Consider the following 20,860-nt stretch of genomic DNA (forward strand, 5'->3'; position numbering starts at 1 on the left):
CAGGAAATCTACTACCCCGGCGCGCCGCACGGCCTGACCGCCACCCTGCAAGACCGCATCAACGCCGACCTGCTCGCGTTCATCCGCGGCTAGGCCCTAGGCATCCAACCCACCCATCAGGAGATTTCGCCATGCTTGCCGTAGAACCTGTTACACAGCCCCTGCCCCAGGCCCCCCATGACCTGGTTCCGTCCCGCTACGCCGTACAGATCGGCGATATCGACGCGCTGGTGATCAGCGACGGCGTGCTGCCGCTGCCCACCGCCACGATGGCCACCAACGCCGACCCGGCCGACCTGGCCAACTGGCTGGACTACATGTTCATGCCGCCGGATGCGTACGACTGGCCGCTGAACGTGATGGTGGCCCGCAGCGCCGGCCAGACCATTCTTATCGACGCGGGCCTGGGCGGCCAGTTCGCGGGCTTTCCGCGCGCCGGCCAGCTTCCGCAGCGGCTGGAAGCCGCCGGCATTCCGCTGGAATCCATCACCGATGTGATCATCACCCACATGCACATGGACCACGTGGGCGGGCTGCTGGTGCCCGGCGTGAAGGAACGGCTGCGCCCGGACGTGCGCATCCATGTATGCGCGACGGAAGTCGAGTTCTGGACCGCCCCCGACTTCACGCAGACGGTGATGCCCAAGCCGGTGCCCAATGTGCTGCGCTCGACCGCCACCAGCTTCTACAACGTGTACCGCGACCAGTTGCGCGTCTTCCAGGACAGGCATGAAGTGGCGCCGGGCGTGATCGTGCGCATGACGGGCGGCCATACCCCGGGCCACAGCGTGGTGGACCTGATCTCGGGTGGTGAACGGTTGACCTTTGCCGGCGACGCCATGTTCCCGGTGGGCTTCGACCATCCCGAATGGCACAACGGCTTCGAGCACGACCCCGAGGAATCGGCCCGGGTGCGTATCGGCCTGTTCCAGGAACTGGCGCAGAACCGAGGGCTGCTGGTGGCCGCCCACCTGCCGTTCCCGTCCGTGGGTCATGTGGCGGTGGACGGCGACGCCTTCCGCTGGGTTCCGGTGATCTGGGATTACTGATCGCCGCGCCCGCCACGATTCACGCCAACGAAGGAACAACCATGAGCAGACTTTCTGGAAAGACCGCGGTCGTCACCGGCGGCAACAGCGGCATCGGGCTTGCAGCCGCCCGGGCCTTCGTGGCGGAAGGCGCGCGTGTCGCGATTCTGGGCCGGCGCCGGCAGGCCGTGGACGACGCGGTGGCGCAGCTGGGCACCGCGGCTTTCGGCGTGGTGGGCGACGTGGGCGAACTGTCGACCCACGACCGCCTGGTGGCCAAAGTGCGCGAGCGCTTCGGCGCCATCGATATCTACATGGCCAATGCGGGCATGAACCATATCGAGCCCTCGGCGGCGGTCAGTGTCGACAGCTATGACACCCAGTTCGGCACCAACACGCGCGCCGTGTTTTTCGGCGTGACGAAGGCCTTGCCGCTGATGCGCGACGGCGCTTCCATCATCCTGACAGGCTCGATCGCCAGCACGAAGGTGCTGGAGAACCACGCGGTGTATGCCGCCTCGAAGGCCGCCGTCAATGCCTTCGCGCGGGCCTGGGCGCTGGAATTCAAGGCCCGGAGAATCCGCGTCAATGTTCTGAGCCCCGGCCCCACCGACACCCCCATCCTGGGCAAGCTGGGCGTGGCCGACAGCGACAGGCCCGCGTTCGACCAAGGCATGGCCGCGGCCATTCCGCTGGGGCGGCTGGGACAGCCGGATGAACTGGCCCGCGCCGCGTTGTTCCTGGCTTCGGACGACAGCAGCTTCATTACCGGGGTAGACCTGCGGGTGGACGGGGGCATCGCGCTCGGCTGAGCGGGCAACACGGCCCTAGCGAGCCATGCAACGCTTCCAGCGGTCGTTCACCCGGTTGGCGAACCAGGCCGTGGTCAGGTTGCGGGTGATCTTGGGGCTTTCCAGCTTGATGCCCGGTAGCACCGCGCGCGGCAGGCGCTTGCCGGCATCCTGGTCCGCCAGTTCGAACACCCGCTTGTACAGGCGGGTGTCTTCGAATTCCAGGCTATCGCCTTTTTCCAGGTACGACCGGATGCGGGCCTCGTTGACGTCCAACTGGCGGCGGATGGCGCGCACGGCGCGCTCGGTCTGGCTGGGATCGATGGCGCCGCGGATCAGCAGGTCGCCATCCAGCGCCAACTTGATGCCCGACAGACGGCTGACGGCGGCCTGGAAGGCGGCGTTGCGGCTGGCGTACCAGCCGGCATTGAAATCGGCAAAGCGGTACAGCACCGAATCGTAGCTGGCCGGGTAACCCAGCAAATGCGCAATGCCGAAGTACATGCCGCCGCGCCGCGTGAATACTTCGCGGCGGATCGAGCCGTCTACGGCGTATGGATAATCCTGTGCGTGCGACTGCGCGAAGACGATACTGACCTGCATGGGCCCGCCGGTGCGCACCGGGTTCAGGCCGCTGAACAACTGCCGCCCCATGGGCACCATGCCGATGAAGTCTTCGAAGATTTCGCTCAGCTGTTTCTCGGTGCGTACCGCGTCCAGCCGCTGGTTATAAGTTTTGCCGGTGGGCGATTTCACATCCAGCGCGGCGTTGACCAGGAAGGCGGGCACATGCACCGCCCGCGTGCGGTGTTCGATCTCGCGCCGCGCGATGGCGGGCAGGCCGGGCACGGGCGGGTCGGCGCGGAAGGTCGATTCCTGCTCGGTAACGGCCAGCACGCCGCACAGGTAATTCTGGCTGGAATCCAGGCCCTGCGCGGTGAAGGCCACGGCAATATCGCGCGCCCAGCCCTCGCGGTCGGACACTTGCTGCGGCAGCAGCCGTTGGACGTCGGCGCGGATCGCGCCGGCGCTGCGTACCGGTTCTTCGGGAACCTGGGTGGCGCAGCCCGCCAGCAGCATCAACAGCGCCGCGCCCGCCCAACGGGCAAGGCGCGGCGGCAGGCGGGCGGGGAAGGAACGAAGCATGCGGGGATTCTACCCGCGAACCGCGCGCGTGTTTCAGCGGCCCCCAGCGTTGCCGCTGGCCATGTCCCATACCTGCTGTGAAATCGGCTGTTCGCGCTCTTCGATGATATGGGCGATAAGCCCCGCCACGCGGCCTATCAGGGTCATGCCCTTGCCGAACTCGGGGCTGAGACCCATGTCGAGCAGCACGGCGGCCTTGGCCCCGGTGGCATTCAGCGGCACCGGCCGGCCGAATACCTGGCTGGCGGCGGCCGCCAGCGCCAGGGCATGGCGGCAATGCCTGCCGCGGTAGCCGCAATCGGCCGCCACCGCCAATATCTTGTCGCAGCGCGGGTCGCCATCGACATGGATGGGATGCCCGATGCCGGGAATGCGCCGCCGCGCTTCGCGTTCGCGGGCCACGACCTGTTCGGCATGGGCCTGCAGCGCGGCGGCATCGTCTTCCGAACCGCCAAAATCGGCAACGGCCTGCTGCAGGAAGCGCGCCGCGTACTCCACGACACCCAGGTAGCGGCTGCCCGCCCCCAGGATGCCGGCGGCCACCGCGCCCTGCATGGACTCCGGGGCCCCATGCAGCGTCAGGCGCGTAGCCAGCGCGCTGGGAGTCAGGCCATGATCGGCCGCCGTGACCAGGAACATGTTGATCATGCGGCGCTGGTTCGCGTCGGGAAAATGCCCCAGCACCGTCAGGCACAGAACATCAACGAAATCGCGCTGGTCGATCAGGTCATCGACCAGGTCGTAGCCGCGGATGGTGATGTGGTCGGCGTCGCCGCCGCCGATGCTGCTCTTGAACATTAGATTCTCCTTGGTTTTATTGATATGAATGGCGGCCGGCGGTGGTGCCCGCATCCACCGGGAACACCACGCCCGTGACCCAGCGCGCTTCGTCGCTGGCCAGGTAGCGGATGGCGTGCCCCACGTCCCAGCCGCTGCCCTCGGTACGCAGCAGCGAGCGCTTGCGGCGGATCTCGCGCTTCTCGTCCGACATGCCGCGGGCATATACCATGGGCGTGTACACCATGCCGGGCGCCACGCAATTCACCCGGATGCCTTCCTCGCCGTGATGAGCCGCCATGGCGCGGGTCATATTGACCACGGCGCCCTTCGAGGTCGGATACAGCAGGCTGGGGTGGCCGCCGATCAGCCCCGCCACCGACGCGATGTTCACGATGGCGCCGCGGCCCTGGTCTCGCATCGCGGGAATGCAGTGGCGCGCCATCAGCATCATCGACGTCACATTGATGCGCAGGGCGCGGTCCCACTCTTGCAGGTCGAGGTCGACGGCGCTGCCGGCCGGCCCGCCCACCCCCACGTTGTTCACCAGGATGTCCACCCGGCCCCAGCGCTGCCGGACTTGCGCCACGGCCTGCGCGCATTCCGCGTCCTGGCTGACGTCGCAGGGCAGCACCAGCGCCTCGCCGCCCTCGTCTTCGATCATGCGGCGGGTGGCCTCGGCCCATTCCTGCACGGCGTCGATCAACGCCACCTTCGCCCCGTCACGCGCCAACAGGATCGCCGCCGCACGGCCGTTGCCGATTCCGTCGCCGCGCGAGCCGGCTCCCGTCACGATGGCCACGCGGCCGGCCAGCGACCGGCCGGCGGGCTCGAATGTTTCGCTCATTGTCTGCCTCTTCGTTCTTGATTCAATTGATCTTGCGTGCGCGATCGCCCCAGTAGCGGGCACGCAACTGGTTCTTGTCGGGCTTGCCCAGCGTGGTCAACGGCAGCGCCTCGACAAAGTCGATGGACTTGGGCGTATTCACCGGCCCCTTGGCGGTGCGCACCAGGGCCTTCAGTTCTTCTTCGGTTGCCGTGGCGCCGGCACGCAGCACCACCACCGCCTTGACCGCCTCGCCCCATTTGTCGTCGGGCACGCCTATCACTGCCGCCGCCGCCACGGCAGGCTGCGCCGCCAGGATGTTCTCGACTTCTTTCGGGTACACATTGAAGCCGCCCGAGATGATCATGTCTTTCTTGCGGTCGACCAGGAAGTAGTAGCCGTGGGGGTCGCGGTACGCCATGTCGCCGGTGTGCAGCCAGCCATTGCGCAGCACCTCGGCGGTCAGTTCCGGCTGCTTCCAATAGCCGTCCATGACCAGCGGGCTGCGCACGCACAGTTCGCCGACCTGGCCCGGCTCGACTGGGTTGTCCTGGCCGTCCAGCAGTTCCACGGTGACGCCCGGGTATGGCATACCGGCCGCGCCCAGCGTGTCGACGTCGGTGCGCGCATGGTCTTCCTGCGACAGGAAAAGGATGTTGCTGGGGCTTTCGGTCTGGCCGTAGCTTTGCACCAGCACCGGCCCGAAGACTCGCATGGCCTCTTGGATGCGCGCCGGCGCCATGGGCGATGCACCATACGACAACAGGCGCAGCGATGAAAAATCGGCCGTCCTGCAATTCGGATGATCCAGGATCGCGTAGATCATGGTGGGCACCAGGAAGCTGAAACTGGCCCGGTGCGCCTGCAGCGCCGCGATATATCGCTCGGGATCGAAGCCGCGCTGCAAGATGACAGTGCCACCGCGCCACAAGGTGGGCACCAGCATCGCGCCGGCGCCGTGCGAAATCGGCGTGGGGCACAGCAGCCGCAGTTCGGCGGGCAGTTGCCGCGCCGCCAGCAGCAGCAGCGCCTGCATCCACATCGAACGGTTGGTCAGCATGACGCCTTTCGGCTTGCCGGTGGTGCCGCCGGTGTAGGCCAGGCGGATCACGTCGCCGGGTTCGGCCGATACGCGCAGCGGCGCCGGCTCGAATGTCGTGGCGTATTCCCAGAACGATGCCTGCCCTGGCACATTGCCGTCGTGCGAATACCAGTGCCGCACCGCCGGACAGTGTTCGCGCAACGCGTCCAGGCGGGTCTGGTAGCCCCCGTCGGCAATGAACAGGCAGGCATCCGCGTCGCCGATGATGTAGGCATGATCTTCCAGCCCGCCCATGCCGTGCAGTGTGACCGAGCGCAGGCCCATCAAGTAAGCCGCCGCCATCACCACGAACACATCGCTGCGGTTGCCCGACAACTGGGCAACGCCGTCTCCCCGCTTCAGCCCCAGCGCCGTGAAGGCCGCCATGGCCTGGCCGATGCGCCGGCCCAGCTGGCGATAGCTCAGCTGCGACTGCTCATCGATGAAGGCGGTGCGGTCCGGGTAGCGGGCGATCGCCTGGATGATCATGTCGCCTATGGTGCCGCCGATATGGGCGCGGTGTGTAGTCATTTCCATCCCTGATTGCGTACCGGCGGCGTCTTGCCGAAACATCTAGGCAACGTTTCACCGGATTTTCGATTAATCATTTTTCAGCGAGTATATCTTTAAATGAATCGTTTCATCAATTAGGCCAGGCATCGAACCGGAAAGAGCACCGCGGCGAGCGGGGCCACGGAAGGAGGCGGGTTATACTCGCGCCTGGAAAAGGGACCCTCATGCGACCAAAGCAGATCAGCATCCGGGATGTCGCCGCGCTGGCGGGCACTTCCGTGGGCAGCGCCTCGCGCGTGATCAACGGCGCCGCCAATGTCACGCCAGAAGTCCGCGCCAAGGTCGAACGCGCCATCGCGGCGCTGCGCTACCGCCCCAATCACGCGGCGCAGGCATTGCGCTCACGCAGCAGCAAGACAATCGGCTGCATGTTTTCCGACGTCACCAACCCGCTGTACGCGCGCGCCTTCCGCGCGCTCGAGGCGCGTTTTTTCAGCGCCGGCTATATGCTTCTGCTGGCCAACGGGTTGAACGACGCCGAGCGCGAGATCAGCATCCTGAACACTTTCCAGCTGCGTGGCATGGATGGCGTGATCATCGCGCCCGGCAACGAGCGCAACCCGGGCGTGCTGGAAGCGGTGCAGCACCTGACCATGCCTGTCGTGATCTATGACCGCGACATGGATGTCGAGGCCGACACCGTGCTGTACGACCACGTCAAGGGCATCAAGATGGCGGTCAGCCACTTGATGGCGCTGGGCCATACCCGTATCGCCCTGGTACTGTGGCAGGCCAAGAGCCGCGCCGTGCGCCGGCGCATCGAAGGCTACAAAGCCGCGTTCAAGGCCGCCGGCCTGGCCGTGCCCGACCTGCTGATCCAGGGCCCCACCCCCACCAGCTCGGCCTACGACGCCGTCACCGACATGCTGGGAAGGCCCGATGCCCCCACGGCCATCATCGCGCAGGGCACGCAAACCCTCAGCAGCACCCTGCGCGCCATTTCCATGACAGGCAAGCGCGTGCCCGACGACATATCGGTGATCGGCATCGGCGATACCGACTTCGCCGAGAATTACGACCCTCCCCTTACCGTGCTGCGCACGCCGGTCGAATCCGTGGCCGACTGCGCGTCGGCCATGCTGCTCGAACGCATCCACGCACGCAGCGGCGAAACGCCGCCTACCCCACGCAGCAACACGTTTCCCTACGCCCTGATCGAACGCCGGTCTTGCGGCCCCGTCAAGCGACGCGCAAGATGATCTTGCCGAAATGCCGGTTGGCCTGCATGTAGGCCAGCGCCTGCGCGCCCTCTTCCAGGGCAAAGCCTCGGTCCAGCGGCAGCCGCAACTGCCCGGCATGCAAGGCGGGGCCCAGGTCGCGCAGCATGCGCGCGGTGATCAGCCTGACCTGTTCGGGCGTGCGCGTGCGAAACGTCACTCCGCTGTAATGCACGCGGCGCAAGGCATGCAGGTCGAAGTCGAAACCGGCCGTGCGTCCCGCTAACCGGCCCACATTCACAATGCGCCCCTCGATCGCCGTGGCGGCCAGGGTGGCATTGAAAATGGGCCCCGCCAGCATGTCCGCCACCACGTCCGCCCCCCGCCCGCCGGTGGCATCCAAGACCTGTTGCACCCAGTCCGGCGCCACCGGGTCCACCGCCAGGTCGATGCCCAGTTCACGCAAGCGCTGGCGCTTGGCCTGGCTGGTTGAGCTGCCGCCCACCCAGCCCGCCTTCAGGTACCGCGCGATCTGCAACGCCATCAGGCCCACCGCCGTCGATGCACCGTGGATCAGCACGGACTGCCCCGCTTGCAGGCGGCCTTGAGTGACCAGCGCATCGTGCATGGTCTGCAAGGCAATCGGCAGGGCAGCCGCGGCTGCCGGATCGCCAATGCCCGGCGGCAAGGGCAGCACCCGCCCCCAGTCGGCCACCGCATAGTCGGCAAAGGCTCCCCGGCCGGATCCCATGACGGGCTGCCCCACGCGAATATGTGCCGGAACATCCGGGCCCACGGCGTCCACCACGCCGGCCCACTCCAGCCCCAGGACCGCACCCGGCCCACCGGCATCGCCATGGCGCCGGCCTTCGGCCATGTACAGGTCGGCCCGGTTCAGCGCGCAGGCCTGGACCCGAACCCGGACCCGGGCGCCGTCCACCTGGGGCACCGGCGCGCGGGCCAGGGCCGGGCCCTCCGGGCCCAGCACGATGGCGCGCATCGTCGACGTCATCTATTGCGCCTTGGCGCCGGACTTCTTGACGATATCGCCCCAACGGTCGATCTCGCTGTCGACGAACGTCTTGAACTCGTCCACGCCCATCAAGTCGATCTGGATCCCGGCCTCGTCGAAGCGGGCGCGCACCGACTCGCTGCTGAGCGCCTGGTTGATGGTGGCGTTGAGCTTTTCCACGACATCGGGCGGCGTGCCGGCGGGGGCGAATATGCCGCTCCAGCTGATGACCTCATAGCCGGGAACACCCGCCTCCATCAGAGTGGGCACATCGGGCAGCACCGCGGCGCGAGTGGGACTGCTCACACCCAGGGCCCGCAGTTTGCCGGCCTGGATGTGCGGCAGCGAGACGTTCAGATTATCGAACATCAGCTGGATATGCCCCGCCAGCAGGTCGTTCATGGCGGGCCCGCCGCCACGGTAGGGAACGTGCGTAAAGCGCGTGCCGGTCAGCACCTGGAATAATTCCCCCGACATGTGAATGCTGCTGCCCGCCCCCGATGAGCCCATCATCAGCTTGCCGGGGTTCTGCTTCGCGTAGGCAATCAGTTCCTGCACGGTTTTCGCGGGTACGGCCGGATTGATCACCAGCACGTTGGTGCCGGCCGTCATCCGCGCGATGGGTACGAAATCGCGGCGCGCATCGAACGGCAGGTTGGCGTACAGGGTGGGATTGATGCCATGCGTGCCTATCGTGCCCTGCAAGAGCGTATAGCCATCGGCCGGCGCGCCGGCGACATGGGCGGCGCCGATGTTCCCGCCCGCTCCCCCGCGGTTCTCGACGACCACCGGCTGGCCCAGGATCTTCGCCATTTCTTCGGCCAGGATGCGGCCCGTCGTGTCCGTGGAGCCGCCCGGCGGGAACGGAATGACATAGCGGATGGGCCGATCCGGGTATGCCGCGGCCGCCATGGCCGGCAAACCCGCTGCCAGGGCCGCGGCCAGCGCCAGCAGGCACTTCATGCCGCGCAGCGCCAGGCCCGCGGGAAATCGAGGAATCATGATGGTCTCCTTGTGTCGTTGTAATACGTTGCGGCACCGCCGCTTTATTGGCGCAGGACGATACCCGCGGACATGCCGCCATCCACGGGTAGCTCGATGCCGTTGATATAGCTGGCTTCGTCGGATAGCAGGAAACGGATGGCGGCCGCCGCTTCTTCGGCCGTGCCCTGCCGGCCGAACGGCATGGGCTGCTTCAGCCGGTCGGGCCGCGCCTGGGTCGCGGCGCGGCCCATGGGCGTGTCGATCAGCCCCAGCATGACGACATTGGCGCGTATGCCGGCCGGCTGGCCTTCCAGCGCCACCGCGCGGCATACAGCGCCCAGCGCCGCTTTCGAGGCCTCGTAGGCGGGGTTGCGGCCGCCGGGCCGGCGCGCGGCGGTGGATGACACGAACACGATGGAACCGCCCGGCGCCATGCGCGGCAGGGCATGCTGGGCGCAGAACACATGCGCGCGCGTGTTCACATTGATGACCGCATCCCAGCCGTCCGCGTCCAGTCCGGCCAGCGGCGTGCGATGGCTGATGCCCACGTTCAGCACCAAGCCGTCCAGGCCGTCCATATCGGCAACCGCCTGTTCCAGCAGGCCAGGGATCTGCGCCACGTCCGAGACATCCGCCCGCAGCGCCGTGGCACGGCCGCCAGCCTGGGCGATGTCATCCGCCGTGCGCCGCGCCGCATCAAGGTCACGGTCGGCGCAGGCTACGCGAGCGCCAGCGCGTACCAGCGCCACGCAGGTGGCATTGCCGTTGGCCGCCGGCTGGCGCCCGCCCGGCGGCCTGCCCGCGCCCACCACCAGGATGCGGCGACCCGCCAGGCAAGGCGAAGAAGTCGATGTTTCATTCATGGATAGGCTCCTGGCCCGTATCGGTTTGGCGGCACGGCCAAGGCATGGCCACGGACACGACGGGTGAGTCCATTGCCTGCGCCGCCAAACATTGAACCGATTCATCGAATATGCTCGACATGGCCCTGCCGTCTCCTTATTGCGCCGAAAATATGGATTTTCGTACGCTGTTTCTTGAATTTCGGCAACTCTAACACACAATGAAACGGTTCATCAATAAGGCGTGCGCAGCGCGGCGGCCTGTCTGAACACGGGCACGAGGCACGTTCAACGAAGAACAGAGGGGGAAAGAAGCAGGCCCGCCTGCACGGCGGTCTCGACCGGCAAGCGGGAACGCGCGCCGCAACGCACTTGCGGCGCGCAGAGGCCGGGCCGGCGGCCCCGCCCGCGGTCAGCCCGCGGTCATCTCAAACGCCGCCGATGCGCGCAGCAGCTCGGCGTCCTGCCGGAACCCGCCCACCAGTTGCAGCCCGATGGGCAGGCCGTCGTCCCCCATGCCGCAGGGCAGGCTGACCGCCGGATGGCCGGTCATGTTGAACGCCATCGTCCACGGATACCAGTGCGCGCGCAGGTCGTCGAACCGCCGGCCGTCGATTTCTATAGGCTGGAACAGGTCCTGGTCGATGGGCAGCGCGGTGCGCGTCAGGGTGGGCATGGCCAGGAAATCGGCACGCCGCAGCATGCCTTGCACTTTATGGAACAGCGCCGAGCGGTCGAACATGGCGCGCTGGTAATCCACGCTGCTGAACGATGCCGCCGATTCCACCTGGCGCCGGAAAGTGTCGCTGAACAGTTCCGGCCTGGCCGCCACCATGTCCACGAAACGGGTGCGCCACACGGTGTGGTTCACGGCGCGCCAGATGGGCTCGATGTTGAAACCTTCGCCATCGAAGGCCTCAAGCTCGGCACCCTGTGCCTGCATGCGTTGCAGGCCCGCCTCGAAGGCCCGCTGTACGTCGGCCGCCACCGGGCGGCCCGGCGGGGCCAGGCAATACAGCACCCGTTTGCCCCGCAGGCCAGCGCCCTGACGGGCGGCGGCCACGAAATCGGGCTTGATGACGCCGATGGACCAAGGGTCTACCGGGTCTTCACCCGCCATCACCTGCAGCATCAGGCCGGTGTCTTCCACCGTGCGGGTGGTGGGCGTGACGTAGGTCTGGTTGCCGAACACGTCCAGCGCCTGGCTATGCGGAATGACGCCGTTACTTTGCTTGAAGCCCACCACGCCATTGCAGGCGGCCGGGATGCGGGTGGAGCCGCCGCCGTCGCTGGCCACGGCCAGCGGCGCGATCAGCGCGGCCGTGGCCACCGCCGCCCCGCCGCTGGAACCGCCGCTGGTACGTTCGGCGCTATAGGCGTTGCGGGTCTGGCCGAACAGCGGGCTGCGGGTCAGCGACTGGCAGCCGAATTCGGGCGTGGTGGTCTTGCCGATGAGAATGGCGCCCGCCGCACGCAGCCGCGCCACGCTGACGGCATCCTGGTCGGGCACATTATCCTGGTAGGCCAGCGTGCCGAAGGTGGTGCGCACGCCCGCCGTGTTCACCAGATCTTTCACGGTAAAGGGAATGCCGTGCAGCAGGCCCAGCGGCCGCCCTGCCATGACGGCCTGCTCGGCCTGGCGCGCCTCATCCAGCGCGCGTTCGCCGCACAGGGTAATGAAGCAGTTCAGCTCGGGCTGCAGTTGCCCGGCGCGTTCCAGCGCCGACTGCACCACTTCCACGGGGGACAGCTTTTTCTGCTGGATCAGGCCGGCCAGCTGGGCCGCCGTCAGGGTGTGGATGGAGTTTTCCATGGTTGTCCTCAGTCCATCTTGATGCCCGAGGCCGCCACGGTGGGCTCCCATTGCTTGCGCTCTTCGATGATGCGCTCGGCAACCTGGCTGGCGGGCAGGGGCGATACCACCAGGCCGCTGTCCAGCAGGCGCTTTTTCAAACCCGGATCTTCAGAGGCTTTCAGGAAGGCCTGCTCCAGTGCCGCGACCACGTTGTCGGGTGTTTCCGCCGGCACGAAAATGCCGTACCAGCTGGTGGCCGCGCGGTACTCCGGAAAGCCTTGCTCATCGATGGTGGGCACGTCGGGCAAGGCTTCCAGCCGCTTGGTGCCGCTGACGCCCAGGAACTTGATCTTCTTGCTTTGGTACAGCGGCATCATGCTGGCCACGGCATCCCAGCCGATGGACACCTGCCCGCTGGCCACGTCCACCAGCATGGGCGCGGCGCCGCGGTAGGCCACGGGTTCGATTTTCAGGCCCTGGCTTTTGTTCAGCGCCAGCGCGCCCAGGTGCCCCGAACTGCCCAGCGATGCCACGCCCAGTGTGCTGGGGGCATTGCGCTGCTTGGCCCACTTCACGTAGTCGGCCATGCTGTCGTACGGCGCCCCGGCGCCCGCCACCACGGCGGTGGGAATCTCGACCAGCACGGCGACCGGCCGCAGGTCTTTATCGGCGTCGTAGTTCAGGTTCTGGTAGGTAAGCGGAAAAATCGTGAACAGCGGCGAGCCGCCCAGGTACATGGTCAGGCCGTCGGGCTTGGCCGCCTTGACCGCATTGAGCGCGATGCGCCCCGAGGCGCCGGGACGGTTGTCCACCAGCACTTTGTCGAAGCCCTGCGCGCGCAGGGCCTCGGCATAGATGCGCGCAGTGGTGTCGGCCGCGCCGCCCGGCGCGAACCCCACGGTAATCGTGGGCACGCCCGCAATGGGCGGCTGTGACTGGGCCTGCGCCGATGCGGCCGCCGCGGCGAATGCAAGGCCCGCGCCCAATACACGGGCGCGCATGGTCGAGATGCTGAACATGGAATATCCCCCATTATGTAATTGGGCGCGCAACCGCACGCCCAATCGGGATATTACGCCGGCCATCATGCCGCCCGGGCCGAAAACACCGGGCACCAACGCTCGCGTGCGCGTTTTTAGTACTGATCAGTTGAAGACATCCTGAATCCTGACCTGTTTACTCAAGCATCCGTACCTGTTTTTCACAGAAGCGCATAATGGTTCGGGTCTTCCCTGATGGAAGACGCCAGCTATTTATCGTTGGCGCTGTCTCAAACTCGTGGTCCGTGTTTCCAGAATGCATGTTCTCAATAGGGCGAGACAGCACGAAGCAACCTCGGAGAGTCACATGACAGAAGACACGCGGCCGCGCAGGAAATTCCTGCAGCAGGCCATGGCGCTGGTGCCCGCCTCGACGCTGGCGGGCGGCGTCGCGGTAACGCAAACGGCCTGTAGCGACGAGGCCGAGCGCACCGCGGCCAAGCCGGCCCAGGCCTACACCCCCACCTATTTCACGGATGTTGAGTGGGCCTTCATCAACGCCGCGGTCGCGCACCTGATTCCTTCCGACCAGTACGGCCCCGGCGCCATTGAAGCCGGCGTGCCCGAGTTCATCGATCGCCAGATGGAAACGCCATTCGGACACGGCAAACTCTGGTACATGGAAGGCCCGTTCCATTCCGATGTGGTTCCCGAACTGGGCTACCAGCTGGACCTGACGCCGCGCGACGCCTACCGCCATGGCATCCAGGCCTGTGATGCGTGGTGCAAGGAAAAGCACGGCAATACCTATGCCGAACTGGACAAGGCCGTGCAAGTGCAGGTGCTGAAAGACATGCAGGGCGGCAAACTGCATTTCGAGGCCGTGCCGTCGGCCACCTTCTTCAGCTTCCTGCTGGCCAATACCAAGGAAGGCTTTCTGTCCGACCCCATGCACGGCGGCAACAAGGGCATGGTGGGTTGGAAGATGGTGGGCTTTCCCGGTGCGCGCGGCGACTTCATGGACTGGACCGACCAGCCCAACGCCAAGTACCCCTACGGCCCCGTGTCGATCATGGGCGAGCGGGGGTAAGCCATGGCCATCAAGAAAGACAAAGTCGATGTGGTGCTGGTGGGGTTCGGCTGGACAGGCGCGATCCTGGGCCAGGAACTGACCGAGGAAGGCCTGCACGTGCTGGCGCTGGAACGCGGCGGCATGCAGGACACCGCCACGCACGCGCCCTACCCCAAGGTGCTGGACGAGCTGACGTATTCCGTGCGCGGCAAGCTGTTCCAGGATCTTTCCAAGGAAACCGTCACCATCCGCCATGGCGTGAACGACGTGGCCGTGCCCTACCGGCAGAACGGCTCGTTCCTGCTGGGCAACGGCGTGGGCGGCGCGGGCTTTCACTGGAACGGCATGCACTACCGCATCCTTCCCGAAGAACTGGAACTGCGCACCCGCTACGAAACGCGCTACGGCAAGGACTTCATCCCGGAAGGCATGACCATCCAGGACTTCGGCGTCACCTACGATGAGCTTGAAGCCAGCTTCACGAAGTTCGAGTATGTGTGCGGCACGTCTGGCAAGGCCGGCAATATGAACGGCCAGGTGGTGGAAGGCGGCAACCCCCACGAAGGTTTCCGCAGCAAGGAATACCCGCTGCCGCCGCTGGCCACCACCTACAGCGCGCAACTGTTCGAGAAGGCCGCGAAAGAAGTCGGGTTCAACCCCTTCCCAGCGCCTGCCGCCAACGCGTCGGGCCCCTATACCAACCCGTATGGCGTGCGCCTGGGACCCTGTAATTTTTGCGGCTTCTGCGAAAACTACGGCTGCTACATGTATTCCAAGGCCTCGCCGCAAACCACCATTCTGCCGGTGCTGCTGAAGAAGCCGAACTTCGAATTGCGCACCAATTCGCATGTGTTGAAGGTGAATCTGGATTCCACCGGCAAGAAGGCGGTGGGCGTTACCTACATCGACGCGGATGGCCGCGAAATAGAGCAGCCCGCCGACCTGGTGATCCTTTCGGCCTACCAGATGCACAACGTGCGCCTGCTGCTGTTGTCGGGCATAGGCAAGCCCTACGATCCCATGACCAACGAAGGCGTGGTGGGCAAGAACTACGCATACCAGATGAACGGTTCCGTCAATGTGCTGCTGCCCAAGGGAACCAACCTGAACCCCTTCATGGGCACCGGCGCGGGCGGCGTCAGCATGGACGACCTGAACGGCGACCAGTTCGACCACGGCCCGCTGGGCTTCCTGGGTGGGGCCAGCATACGCCACGTGCGCACTGGCGGCCGTCCTATCAAGCAGGCCGCGACGCCGCCGGGGTCCCCTTCCTGGGGCACCGAATGGAAAGGCGCCATACAGGACGCCTACCAGCGCTACATGGCCATCGGCATGTCGGGCTCGGTGATGTCTTACCGCGATACCTACCTGTCGCTGGACCCCACCTACAAGGACGCCTACGGCCAGCCCCTGCTGCGCATGACCTTCGACTGGCACGACAACGAGTTCAAGATGCTGGCGTACATGGGCTCGCGCATGGAAGACGTGGCCAAGGCCATGAAGCCGGAAAAACACTTCGTGAACGTGCGCAAGCCGGGCTCGCACTACGACACCCGCGTGTACCAGAGCACGCACAACACGGGCGGCGCCATCATGGGGTCGAACCCCGGGGAAAGCGTGGTGAACAAGTATCTGCAATGCTGGGACGTACCCAATGTTTTCGTGATGGGGGCCTGCGCTTTCCCGCAGAACATGGGCTACAACCCCACCGGCCTGGTGGGCGCGCTGGCGTACTGGTCGGCGCAGGCCATACGCGAGCAGTACCTGAAAAACCCTGGCCCGCTGGTCCAGGCTTGAGGAGGCAAAGATGATCCGACACACCATCATCGCCGCCACCCTGTTCGCGCTGGCGAGCCCCGCCTGGGCCGCGGACGCTGGCACAGCCCAGCCGGACGCCCAACTGATCAAACAGGGCGAGTACCTGTCGCGGGCCGGCGACTGTATTGCCTGCCACACGGCGGCGGGCGGCAAGCCCTATGCCGGCGGGCTGGGCCTGGATTCGCCGCTGGGCATGATCTATTCCACCAATATCACGCCCGACAAGGACACCGGCATCGGCAACTACACGCTGGAGGACTTCGATCGCGCGGTGCGCCATGGCGTGGCCAAAGACGGCCATTCGCTGTACCCGGCCATGCCGTTCACGTCGTACGCCAAGGTATCGCCGGACGACATCAAGGCGCTGTATGCGTACTTCATGCACGGCGTCGAACCGGTGAACCAGCCCAACAAGGACACCGACATCATCTGGCCGCTATCTATGCGCTGGCCGCTGGGGATGTGGCGCTGGATGTTCGCGCCCGACGTGGTCGATGCCTCGGCGCCCGCGCCCGCCAGCCAGGCCGCCGACCCCGGCCAGGCCGAAGTGCTGCGCGGCAAGTACCTGGTGGAAGGGCTGGGCCATTGCAGCAGCTGCCACACGCCGCGCGGCTTCGCCTTGCAGGAAAAGGCGCTGACCGACGCCGACGGCACGGCTTTCCTGTCGGGCGGCGTGGTAGAAGGCTGGCTGGCCAAGAACCTGCGCGGCGACATGGCCGACGGCCTGGGCAGTTGGTCGAAGGAAGATATCGTGGCCTTCCTGAAAACCGGCGTGAATGCGCATTCGGCCACCTTCGGCGGCATGTCGCAGGTGGTGTCCGACAGCACGCAGCACCTGTCCGACGCCGACCTGAGCGCCATCGCGGCTTACCTGAAGACGCTGACGCCAGTGAACGAAGCGGCCACGCAGGCGCTGGCCTATGACGACACCGCCGCCCAGGCGCTGCGCACCGGCAAAGACCAGAGCGAAGGCGCCATGACGTTCCTGAACAACTGCGCGGCCTGCCACCGCAGCACCGGCAAGGGCTACGAGCAGACCTTCCCGCAGTTGGCCACCAGTTCCACCGTCAACTCGCAGGACGCGACCTCGCTGATCCATATCGTGCTGAAGGGCGCGCAACTGCCGGGCACGGCCGCCGCGCCCACGCAGTATGCGATGCCGGGCTTCGACTGGCGCCTGACGGATCAGGAAGTGGCATCGGTGGTCAGCTTCGTGCGGTCCAGCTGGGGCAACCAGGCCGGGGCCGTCACCGCGGCAGATGTGGCGAAAGTACGCAAAGACGTGGGGGGCGCGCCGCAGCCTGAACGCTAGGCAATGTACGTGCTGCGCGCCGGAGCCAGGCACCTAGTGGTAGGGTGAAGAAGGACACGTCACGGAGTATGGCTGGGTGTCTGGCTCCGCAGGTGCCGGACACCGTTGTGTGCCGCGCCAATCTCAGCAGAACGGTGTCTGGCACCCTGGCGGGAGCCAGACACCCGTGGACCTCATGAACACCCGGCCCGGCGGTTATTCCAGCCGGTTCGCCTTGTCGGCGAAGTGTTCGCGCGTCAGCTTGACCACCACGGGCGACAGCAGCACCAGGGCGATCAGGTTCGGCACGGCCATCAGGCCGTTCAGGGTGTCGGCCAGCAGCCAGGCAAAGTCCAGCTGGGCAATGGCGCCGAACGGCACGGCAATGACCCACACGATGCGGAACGGCAGGATGGACTTTACGCCCACCAGGAATTCCCAGCAGCGCTCGCTCAGGTAGCTCCAGCCCAGGATGGTGGTGAAGGCGAAGATGGCCAGGGCCAGGGCAATGATGTAATGGCCGATGCCCGGCAGGGCCTTGTCGAAGGCCGCCGACGACAGCACCGCGCCGCTGTCGCCGCTGGTCCACAGGCCCGAGCACACGATCACCAGGCCCGTCATGGTGCAGATGACGATGGTGTCGATGAAGGTGCCGATCATGCCGATCATGCCCGAGCGCACAGGGCTGTTGCTGGTGCCGGCCGCCTGCACGATACCGGCGGTGCCCAGCCCGGCTTCGTTCGAGAAAATGCCGCGCGCCACGCCGTAGCGCATGGCCGCCATGACGGCCGCGCCCGCGAAACCGCCGGTGGCGGCAACCGGCGAGAACGCATGCGTGAAGATCAGTTGCAGCGCGGCCGGGATGGCGTCGGCCATGATCACCAGGGAAATCACCGCCGCAATGATGTAGGCCACGCACATGAACGGCACCAGCGCCTCGGCCACGGCGCCGATGCGCCGGATGCCGCCCAGCACCACCAGGCCGATCAGGACCATGGTGACCACGCCGGTGACCCAGTCGGGCAGGCCGAACGACGCGTTGAGCGCATCGGCCATGCTGTTGACCTGCACCATGTTGCCAATACCGAAGCCCGCCAGCCCGCCGAACAGCGCGAACAGCACGCCCAGCCAGGCCCATTTGGGGCCCAGGCCGTTGCGGATGGCGTACATGGGGCCGCCGGTGAATTCACCGCGCGGATCTTTTTCGCGATAGTGCACGGCCAGCAGCACTTCGCTGTACTTGGTGGCCATGCCGACCAGGGCCGTGACCCACATCCAGAACAGCGCCCCCGGGCCGCCCAGGAAGATGGCCGTGGCCACGCCCGCGATATTGCCTGTGCCCACCGTGGCGGCCAGGCTGGTCATCAGCGCCTGGAAGGGGCTGATTTCACCCGTGCTTTCGTCGCCTTTGCTGCGGCTGCGCCAGGCCAGCCGGAAACCGGCGGCGATCTTGGACAGCGGCATGAAGCGCAGGCGCAGCATCAGGAACAGCCCGGTGCCCAGGATCAGCACCAGCATCAACGGCCCCCATACCACGCCGTTCACGCTGTTAACGAGTTTGTCCAGCAATTCCATGCTTATCTCCTCTTGACTGGAATTGATCGTCGGGACCCGCCCCACCCCCTCGCGGCGCGTGCCGGATGACATGCTACAGGACTAGGCGCCCGGCGAAAACGCGCGATTTTCGATTATTGCTGTACGCTGGCCTGCATAACTCGGGTCATAATCCCTCATCGCGTTGCCGCCGCAACGCTTCCCGGTATTCATCTGCCTTGGAGCACCCTGATGTCACTGACCGCTGATGCAAAAGGGGTCTACCCCATTGCCCCCACCCCGTTCTTCGACGACGGCAGCATCGACACCGCGTCCATCGACCGCATGATGGATTTCTACCTGGGTTGCGGCTCTACTGGCGTAACCGTGCTGGGCCAGTTGGGCGAGGCCCAGAAGCTGGAACACGCCGAGTCGCTGGCGGTGGCCAGCCAGGTCATCGGCAAGTCTGGCGGCATTCCCGTCATCGTGGGCGTTTCGGCCCCGGGGTTCGCCGCCATGCGCGCGCTGACGCACGAGGTCATGGAGCGCGGCGCGGCCGGTGTCATGATCGCGCCGCCCAATACCCTGCGCACCGACGACCAGATCGTGAATTACTACCGGCAGGCCGTCGAGGCCATCGGCGCGGACGTGCCCTTTGTGCTGCAGGACTACCCGCTGACGTTCTCTGTGCAGATGAGCCCCGGCGTCATCAAGCGCATCGTCGACGAACTGCCGTCATGCGTGATGCTCAAGCACGAAGACTGGCCCGGCCTGGAAAAGATCTCCACGCTGCGCGGCTACGAGAAAGACGGCAAGATGCGCCATATCTCTATTTTGTGCGGCAACAACGGCCTGTTCCTGGACTACGAAATGGAACGCGGCGCCGATGGCGCCAATACGGGCTACTGCTTTCCCGACATGCTGTGCGATATCGTGCGCCTGAATGCCCAGGGCAAGCGCGAAGAAGCGCACGACCTGTTCGATGCGCACCTGCCCCTGCTGCGCTATGAACAGCAGCCGGGCGTGGGCCTGGCGGTACGCAAGTATGTGCTGATGCGGCGCGGCATTCTCAGTTCGGCCGCGCAGCGCAAGCCAGCCGGCCCCATGTCGCCCACCGCCCGCCAGGAAGTCGACCACCTGCTGGCGCGCCTGGCCCGCCATGACCCGCGCGCGGGCCAATTGAAGTAAGGGCGTCTGGCTCCCGTCAGGGTGCCAGGCACCGTTGTGTGCCTCTAGCCGCCCTGCTTGCTGTTTTCGTAGCGCGCCTTGTTCTCGGCGTTGGGCGGATACAGCCCCGGCAGCGAGGCGCCGCCCTCCACTTCCTGCATGATCCAGCCTTCCAGGCGTTCCTGCTCGACGGCCAGGGCCGCCACCTCGGCGAGCAAGGCCGCGGGAATGACCACCGCGCCATCCTGGTCGGCCACGATCACGTCATCGGGAAACACCGCCACGCCGCCGCAGCCTATGGGCTGCTGCCAATCGACGAAGGTCAGCGCCGCCACCGAAGGCGGGGCGGCCGCGCCCGCGGCCCAGATGGGCAGGCCGGTGGACAGCACGCCGGCCAGGTCGCGCACCGCGCCATCGCTGACCAGCGCCGCCACGCCGCGCCTGGCCATGCGGGCGCACAGAATATCGCCCCAGAAGCCCGCGTCTTTCACGCCGTTGGCATCCACCACGGCGATGCAGCCTTCCGGCATCTGCTCGATGGCCGCGCGGGTGGATTTGGGAGAGCTCCAGGATTCCGGCGTGGCCAGGTCTTCGCGGGCGGGAATGAAGCGCACCGTGAAGGCGCGGCCCACCAGGCGCGGCTGGCCGGACGCCAAGGGGAAGGCGCCGCGTATCCATACATTGCGCAACCCTTTCTTGAGCAGAATGGTGGTCAGTGTGGCCGTGGTGACGCCGGCCAGGGCCTGGAATGCGGCTGCGTCCTGCGAGGAAGTCATCGAGGTCTCCGGTAGAGGAAAGGCAAGGGTGATCTTAGCGGTGTCCGGGCGGATTCGGCATTATCGACAAGATAACGCAACTCATTTTCATTAATATAGAATCACGGCTGTCCGCAACGCCCTTTTTCCCGGCTTCCGATGTTTTTGTCTTCGAAGGCAGCCGCGCCCCAGCGCCGGCGCCTGGTCCTGGCGGCCGCCGCGCTGGCCGTGG

At 66.2% G+C, this 20,860-nt stretch carries 18 protein-coding genes and 1 pseudogene; 8 read left to right on the top strand and 11 right to left on the bottom strand.

From position 1 onward, the window contains the following. From LPZ50_RS08060 to LPZ50_RS08070, 3 genes and pseudogenes are all read left to right on the top strand, one after another. A pseudogene (locus LPZ50_RS08060) lies at positions 1-93 on the top strand (alpha/beta hydrolase); the annotation flags it as partial. Positions 94-131: 38 nt separating this feature from the next. Then, positions 132-1,049 (top strand): MBL fold metallo-hydrolase, encoded by a 918-nt coding sequence (locus LPZ50_RS08065; protein ID WP_230659649.1) that lies wholly within the window; start codon positions 132-134, stop codon positions 1,047-1,049. 41 nt (positions 1,050-1,090) lie between these two features. Continuing rightward, on the top strand, positions 1,091-1,840 hold the full coding sequence (locus LPZ50_RS08070; RefSeq protein ID WP_230659652.1) for an SDR family NAD(P)-dependent oxidoreductase: 750 nt from the start codon (positions 1,091-1,093) through the stop codon (positions 1,838-1,840). Positions 1,841-1,855: 15 nt separating this feature from the next. Here LPZ50_RS08070 and LPZ50_RS08075 read toward each other — a convergent pair whose 3' ends face one another. Genes LPZ50_RS08075 through LPZ50_RS08090 form a run of 4 tightly spaced genes read right to left on the bottom strand, consistent with a single transcriptional unit; the run spans position 1,856 to position 6,180 of the window. Then, a complete protein-coding gene (locus LPZ50_RS08075) occupies positions 1,856-2,965 on the bottom strand; it encodes a DUF1615 domain-containing protein (protein WP_230659655.1) in 1,110 nt (369 codons plus the stop codon). Positions 2,966-2,998: 33 nt separating this feature from the next. Continuing rightward, positions 2,999-3,763 (bottom strand): citryl-CoA lyase, encoded by a 765-nt coding sequence (locus LPZ50_RS08080; protein WP_230659658.1) that lies wholly within the window; start codon positions 3,761-3,763, stop codon positions 2,999-3,001. 16 nt (positions 3,764-3,779) lie between these two features. Further along, on the bottom strand, positions 3,780-4,589 hold the full coding sequence (locus LPZ50_RS08085) for an SDR family NAD(P)-dependent oxidoreductase (RefSeq protein ID WP_230659662.1): 810 nt from the start codon (positions 4,587-4,589) through the stop codon (positions 3,780-3,782). A 22-nt stretch (positions 4,590-4,611) separates the two neighbouring features. Further along, positions 4,612-6,180: an AMP-binding protein gene (locus LPZ50_RS08090; protein ID WP_230659665.1), complete on the bottom strand. Its 1,569-nt coding sequence runs from the start codon at positions 6,178-6,180 to the stop codon at positions 4,612-4,614. A 206-nt stretch (positions 6,181-6,386) separates the two neighbouring features. Between LPZ50_RS08090 and LPZ50_RS08095 the strand changes: the two genes are divergently transcribed. Further along, positions 6,387-7,421 carry a substrate-binding domain-containing protein gene (locus LPZ50_RS08095; protein ID WP_230659668.1) on the top strand — a complete coding sequence of 345 codons (1,035 nt, stop codon included), beginning with the start codon at positions 6,387-6,389 and terminating at the stop codon, positions 7,419-7,421. Here LPZ50_RS08095 and LPZ50_RS08100 read toward each other — a convergent pair. The 5 genes from LPZ50_RS08100 to LPZ50_RS08120 all read right to left on the bottom strand — a co-directional run bounded on the left by LPZ50_RS08100 (position 7,402) and on the right by LPZ50_RS08120 (position 13,031). Further along, complete coding sequence (locus LPZ50_RS08100; protein WP_230659671.1) at positions 7,402-8,391, bottom strand: quinone oxidoreductase family protein; 990 nt, start codon at positions 8,389-8,391, stop codon at positions 7,402-7,404. The two genes, LPZ50_RS08095 and LPZ50_RS08100, sit on opposite strands and share 20 nt — an antisense overlap. After that, positions 8,392-9,393, bottom strand: a complete 1,002-nt coding sequence (locus LPZ50_RS08105; protein ID WP_230659675.1) for a Bug family tripartite tricarboxylate transporter substrate binding protein — start codon at positions 9,391-9,393, stop codon at positions 8,392-8,394. Between the two features lie 44 nt (positions 9,394-9,437). Next, on the bottom strand, positions 9,438-10,238 hold the full coding sequence (locus tag LPZ50_RS08110) for an SDR family NAD(P)-dependent oxidoreductase (RefSeq protein ID WP_230659678.1): 801 nt from the start codon (positions 10,236-10,238) through the stop codon (positions 9,438-9,440). Between the two features lie 391 nt (positions 10,239-10,629). Next, entirely contained in the window at positions 10,630-12,030 is a 1,401-nt protein-coding gene (locus tag LPZ50_RS08115; protein WP_230659681.1) for an amidase, read from the bottom strand. A gap of 8 nt (positions 12,031-12,038) precedes the next feature. Next, entirely contained in the window at positions 12,039-13,031 is a 993-nt protein-coding gene (locus LPZ50_RS08120; RefSeq protein WP_230659684.1) for a Bug family tripartite tricarboxylate transporter substrate binding protein, read from the bottom strand. A gap of 328 nt (positions 13,032-13,359) precedes the next feature. Here LPZ50_RS08120 and LPZ50_RS08125 point away from each other — a divergent pair, with 328 nt between their 5' ends. Genes LPZ50_RS08125 through LPZ50_RS08135 form a run of 3 tightly spaced genes read left to right on the top strand, consistent with a single transcriptional unit; the run spans position 13,360 to position 17,194 of the window. Beyond that, complete coding sequence (locus LPZ50_RS08125; protein WP_230659688.1) at positions 13,360-14,082, top strand: gluconate 2-dehydrogenase subunit 3 family protein; 723 nt, start codon at positions 13,360-13,362, stop codon at positions 14,080-14,082. Positions 14,083-14,085: 3 nt separating this feature from the next. Further along, positions 14,086-15,861 (top strand): GMC family oxidoreductase, encoded by a 1,776-nt coding sequence (locus LPZ50_RS08130; RefSeq protein ID WP_230659691.1) that lies wholly within the window; start codon positions 14,086-14,088, stop codon positions 15,859-15,861. A 10-nt stretch (positions 15,862-15,871) separates the two neighbouring features. Continuing rightward, positions 15,872-17,194 (top strand): c-type cytochrome, encoded by a 1,323-nt coding sequence (locus LPZ50_RS08135; RefSeq protein ID WP_230659694.1) that lies wholly within the window; start codon positions 15,872-15,874, stop codon positions 17,192-17,194. A gap of 195 nt (positions 17,195-17,389) precedes the next feature. On the opposite strand, the gene LPZ50_RS08140 is transcribed toward LPZ50_RS08135, so the two are convergent. Then, on the bottom strand, positions 17,390-18,748 hold the full coding sequence (locus LPZ50_RS08140) for an alanine/glycine:cation symporter family protein (RefSeq protein ID WP_230659697.1): 1,359 nt from the start codon (positions 18,746-18,748) through the stop codon (positions 17,390-17,392). 210 nt (positions 18,749-18,958) lie between these two features. On the opposite strand from LPZ50_RS08140, the gene LPZ50_RS08145 reads away from it, so the two are divergent. Then, the gene (locus LPZ50_RS08145; RefSeq protein ID WP_230659700.1) at positions 18,959-19,894 is read left to right on the top strand and encodes a dihydrodipicolinate synthase family protein; all 936 of its coding nucleotides are present in this window, start codon (positions 18,959-18,961) and stop codon (positions 19,892-19,894) included. Between the two features lie 44 nt (positions 19,895-19,938). On the opposite strand, the gene LPZ50_RS08150 is transcribed toward LPZ50_RS08145, so the two are convergent. Beyond that, complete coding sequence (locus tag LPZ50_RS08150) at positions 19,939-20,649, bottom strand: ribonuclease activity regulator RraA (RefSeq protein WP_230659703.1); 711 nt, start codon at positions 20,647-20,649, stop codon at positions 19,939-19,941. Between the last annotated feature and the right edge of the window lie 211 nt (positions 20,650-20,860).

It is taken from the genome of Bordetella petrii, assembly GCF_020991325.1.
Taxonomy (GTDB): Bacteria; Pseudomonadota; Gammaproteobacteria; order Burkholderiales; family Burkholderiaceae_B; genus Bordetella_A; species Bordetella_A petrii_E.

Bases quoted from the DNA above. Each gene is read 5' to 3' on its own strand.
- LPZ50_RS08130 (WP_230659691.1), top strand. From the start codon at position 14,086: ATGGCCATCAAGAAAGACAAAGTCGATGTGGTGCTGGTGGGGTTCGGC.
- LPZ50_RS08140 (WP_230659697.1), bottom strand. From the start codon at position 18,748: ATGGAATTGCTGGACAAACTCGTTAACAGCGTGAACGGCGTGGTATGG.
- LPZ50_RS08145 (WP_230659700.1), top strand. From the start codon at position 18,959: ATGTCACTGACCGCTGATGCAAAAGGGGTCTACCCCATTGCCCCCACC.
- LPZ50_RS08070 (WP_230659652.1), top strand. From the start codon at position 1,091: ATGAGCAGACTTTCTGGAAAGACCGCGGTCGTCACCGGCGGCAACAGC.
- LPZ50_RS08075 (WP_230659655.1), bottom strand. From the start codon at position 2,965: ATGCTTCGTTCCTTCCCCGCCCGCCTGCCGCCGCGCCTTGCCCGTTGG.
- LPZ50_RS08090 (WP_230659665.1), bottom strand. From the start codon at position 6,180: ATGACTACACACCGCGCCCATATCGGCGGCACCATAGGCGACATGATC.
- LPZ50_RS08100 (WP_230659671.1), bottom strand. From the start codon at position 8,391: ATGACGTCGACGATGCGCGCCATCGTGCTGGGCCCGGAGGGCCCGGCC.
- LPZ50_RS08080 (WP_230659658.1), bottom strand. From the start codon at position 3,763: ATGTTCAAGAGCAGCATCGGCGGCGGCGACGCCGACCACATCACCATC.
- LPZ50_RS08095 (WP_230659668.1), top strand. From the start codon at position 6,387: ATGCGACCAAAGCAGATCAGCATCCGGGATGTCGCCGCGCTGGCGGGC.
- LPZ50_RS08135 (WP_230659694.1), top strand. From the start codon at position 15,872: ATGATCCGACACACCATCATCGCCGCCACCCTGTTCGCGCTGGCGAGC.
- LPZ50_RS08110 (WP_230659678.1), bottom strand. From the start codon at position 10,238: ATGAATGAAACATCGACTTCTTCGCCTTGCCTGGCGGGTCGCCGCATC.
- LPZ50_RS08065 (WP_230659649.1), top strand. From the start codon at position 132: ATGCTTGCCGTAGAACCTGTTACACAGCCCCTGCCCCAGGCCCCCCAT.
- LPZ50_RS08085 (WP_230659662.1), bottom strand. From the start codon at position 4,589: ATGAGCGAAACATTCGAGCCCGCCGGCCGGTCGCTGGCCGGCCGCGTG.
- LPZ50_RS08115 (WP_230659681.1), bottom strand. From the start codon at position 12,030: ATGGAAAACTCCATCCACACCCTGACGGCGGCCCAGCTGGCCGGCCTG.
- LPZ50_RS08125 (WP_230659688.1), top strand. From the start codon at position 13,360: ATGACAGAAGACACGCGGCCGCGCAGGAAATTCCTGCAGCAGGCCATG.
- LPZ50_RS08105 (WP_230659675.1), bottom strand. From the start codon at position 9,393: ATGATTCCTCGATTTCCCGCGGGCCTGGCGCTGCGCGGCATGAAGTGC.
- LPZ50_RS08150 (WP_230659703.1), bottom strand. From the start codon at position 20,649: ATGACTTCCTCGCAGGACGCAGCCGCATTCCAGGCCCTGGCCGGCGTC.
- LPZ50_RS08120 (WP_230659684.1), bottom strand. From the start codon at position 13,031: ATGTTCAGCATCTCGACCATGCGCGCCCGTGTATTGGGCGCGGGCCTT.